Origin of the sequence: Acidisphaera rubrifaciens HS-AP3, assembly GCF_000964365.1 — a bacterium.
Taxonomy (GTDB): Bacteria; Pseudomonadota; Alphaproteobacteria; order Acetobacterales; family Acetobacteraceae; genus Acidisphaera; species Acidisphaera rubrifaciens.
This window is the reverse complement of record NZ_BANB01000512.1, coordinates 1-3384: the sequence shown is the minus strand read 5'-3', so window position 1 is coordinate 3384 and position 3384 is coordinate 1. Positions and strand designations below refer to the sequence as shown.

Here is a 3384-nt window from a genome sequence, read left to right as displayed (position 1 = left end):
GCGAGAAATCCCAGAACTCGGTGCCCTGATACAGGTCCGGCACGCCCGGCGAGGTCAGCCGCAGCGTCGTCTGCGCCAGGCTGTTCACCACGCCTGCGGGGGCGATGCGGGCGGCGAGGGCGGCGATCTCGTGGACGATCCGGGTCGCCCGGCCGGGGTCGAGGACGGCGGCGAGGAAATCGGCGCACGCGCGCTCGTACTCCTCGTCGGGTGCGGTCCATCCGGTGCGCAGCTTGGCCTCGCGCAGCGCCTTGAGCTGCCAGCCGGCGACGCGCTCGCGGAACGCCTCGCGCCCCGCGTCGTCGTCGGGCGACAGGTCGGGCGGCCAGGCCCCGACCAGGGTCTGGTACAGCATCAGCTCGTCCGCCGGCTCCGGCGCCGGGCCGCCGTCGATGTCGCGGCGCAGCGGCGCATTGAGGCGCGTCCAGCGCTGCACCGCCGCCTCCCACGCCTCGGGCAACTCCGACAGCACCGCGATGCGCATCCGCGTATCCTCGCCGCGTTTGTGGTCATGCGTCGCGGTGGCGAGCAGGGCGCGCGGGAAATGCCGCCTGCGGGCGCGCGCGTCGGCGTGAAACGCGGCGGGGGACAGCGCGAACTGCCCCGGCTCGCTGCCCACCTCGTTGCGCGAGATCAGCCGGCCGTAGCGATAGAACGCGGTATCCTCGATCGACTTCGCCGCCGTCGGCGCCGAAAGCTGCTGGAAGCGCACCATCGCCCGCAGCCGCTCCTGCCGCCGCGGCCCGGCCTCGGTCTCGCGCATGCCCGCGCCCGACAGCCAGGCGTCGATCAGGTCGAGCAGCGGCAGATCGGCGCTGCGCACCGTCCGCCGCGCCCCCGCCATCGCCCAGTCCAGCACCCGCCGGTCGGTCTCGTCGATGCCGCCGATGCCGGCGTAGATGCGATAGACCGGGAAATGCACCAGCACTTCCTGCAGGCAGCGTCGGATCGCGGTCAGCGTGTGGTCGCGGGTGGCGAGGTCGCGGCGCGCGATGCGGTGCAGGGCGGCGGCGGTCGCCGCCAGTTCGCTGAACAGGATCTCCCGCACGATCCCCCGTCGCGCCGGCCGCGCCTCCTCCTCGAACGCGCCGGGGCGCCCGGTCTCGCGCGCCCACAGCGCGGTCAGTGCCGCCTCGCCCGACGGGTCGTGCAGGACGCCCGCCACCTGATCCATGAAATCGTAACCGGTCGTCCCGTCCGTCAGCCATGCGCGCGAGAGCTGCTCATGCGGGGCCAGGATCTTCTCGATCCAGATCACCGGATCGCGCGACAGACCGGCGGGGCGGCTCTCGGCGCGCGTCTGCATCTGCCGGCGCAGCTTGCGGCAATAGGTGCGCGGATCGGCAAGGCCGTCGACATGGTCGATCCGCACGCCGTCGATCAGCCCTTCCTCGTACAGCGCCAGCACCTTGGCGTGCGTGTCCTCGAACACGCCTGGTTCCTCCTGCCGCACGCCGGCGAGGCTGGTGATGTCGAAGAAGCGCCGCCAGTTGATTTCGTCCGCCGCCGCCCGCCACCACGCGAGACGGTAATTCTGCCGCTCCAGCAGCCGGTGCAGCGCCGCCCGTCCGTCCTCGGTGGCCGTGTCATAGGGCACGAGCGCGGCGTCGATGCCCTCGGGGCGGGCGCGCAGCAATGCGCGCCCGGCCTGCGCGCGGGCGCGGGCCTCGCGCCCGACGCCGAGGCGTTCGAACGCAGCCGCCGCGTCGTGATGGCCGCGCAGGACGCTGCCATAGGTGCGCGGATCGAGCGGGAAGCGATGCTCGTCATAGACCGCGACGAACAGGCGTCCGTCGTCGGGATCGAAGCGCAGCGCGATCGCGCCGGAGGCCAGCACGTCGCCGTATGGCGCGCCGAGAAACGGGGCGAGCAGCTTGTTGCGCAGGGTCGTATCCGGCGGGTCCCAGTCGATGTCGAAATAATGCGCGTACGGGCTCGCGCGTCCCCATTCGAGCACGTCGAGCCACCACGCGTTGTCCGCGCCGCCGACGCCCATGTGATTGGGCACGATGTCGAGGATCAGCCCCAGTCCGTGCTCGCGCAGCGCGTCCACCAGCCTGCGCAGCGCGTCCTCGCCGCCGAGTTCGGGGTTGATGACGTGATGGTCGACGATGTCGTAGCCGTGCGTCGAGCCCGGCCGCGCCTTCAGCAGCGGCGACGCGTAGAGATGGCTCACGCCAAGCTCGGCCAGATAGGGCACCAGCGCGCGCGCGTCGTCGAGCGTGAAATCGCGATGGAATTGCAGACGGGCGGTCGCGCGCAGCATGCGTCTCTCTCCTATCGCCCGCCTTCCGTCCGTCGGGATGACGTACGGCGATCCGGTCGTTCCGGCAGGTGCGGCAGAGGTCAGACGCGTCAGGGGCGCGAAAGATTGCCGGTGCGCGCTTAGGCGCTGCGTCCGCGGGGCCGTATGCGGTCGAGACGTGACAGGCGGGCGGCGACCTCCGGCGCATCGAGGATGGTCGCGGCAGGTCCCGGGAGACGCCGCCGCCAGTTCGGATGCTCGTGCAGCGTGCCCGGCAGGTTGGGCTGTTCCTGCAACGCGAGCGCGTCCTCGACCGGCAGCAGCATGAGGTCGCAGGCACTGTGGCCGAGATGGGCGATCGCCGCGTCGATCACCGGCCACGTGTCCCACGCCCCCGGCTCGCCGCCAGCGGCCGCGCCGCTTTCCTGCATCGCCTGCCACAGCCAGGTGCGGTCGCGCTGGCGCAGCGTCTCCTCCGCCTCGCGGTCGCCGAGCAGGCCGAGATCGGCGCGCCAGCCGATGTCGCGTCCGCCCCACCAGCCGGCCAGGGTGGCGATGTCGTGCGTGCTCGTCATCGCGGCGGCGGTGGGTGTCCAGTCGGAGGGCGGCTTGAACCGCTCGTCGGCCGTCCGCTCGAACGGCAGCACCCGCATGCCGAGGACGCCGGTGCCGGCCAGACGGTCCTGAAATCCCTCCGGGACGGTGCCGAGATCCTCGCCCAGCACGATCGCCTGATGCCGCCACGATTCGAGGGCGACGAGGCGCAGCAGGTCGTCGAACGGGAAGTGCAGATACGCGCCCTCGGTCGCCGGCGCGCCCTGCGGCAGCACCCATAGCCGGGCCAATCCCATGGCGTGGTCGATCCGCACGCCGCCCGCGTGGCGCAGCGCCGCGCGCAGCATCTCGATGAAGGCGCGGTAGCCGTGGCGGCGCAGCCCGGCGGGGGAGAAGGCGACGAGGCCCCAGTCCTGGCCGCGCAGGTTCAGCAGGTCCGGCGGCGCGCCGATCGACAGGCCGATCAGCGTCTCGTCCTGCCGGCTCCAGGCATGGCTGCCGCCGCCATCGGTGCCGACCGCGAGATCGGAAATCAGGCCGATCGGCATCCCCGCCTGTCGCGCCGCCGCCTGCGCCGCCGCGAG

2 protein-coding genes are annotated in these 3384 nt (G+C 72.5%); both read right to left on the bottom strand.

Annotated elements, in window-relative coordinates:
* Positions 1-2266 (bottom strand): malto-oligosyltrehalose synthase (gene treY, locus B8460_RS13930; protein WP_048862214.1); only part of this gene is annotated, 2266 nt, incomplete at its 3' end.
* A gap of 119 nt (positions 2267-2385) precedes the next feature.
* A partial coding sequence (malQ, locus tag B8460_RS13925; protein ID WP_048862213.1) for a 4-alpha-glucanotransferase occupies positions 2386-3384 on the bottom strand: 999 nt, incomplete at its 5' end.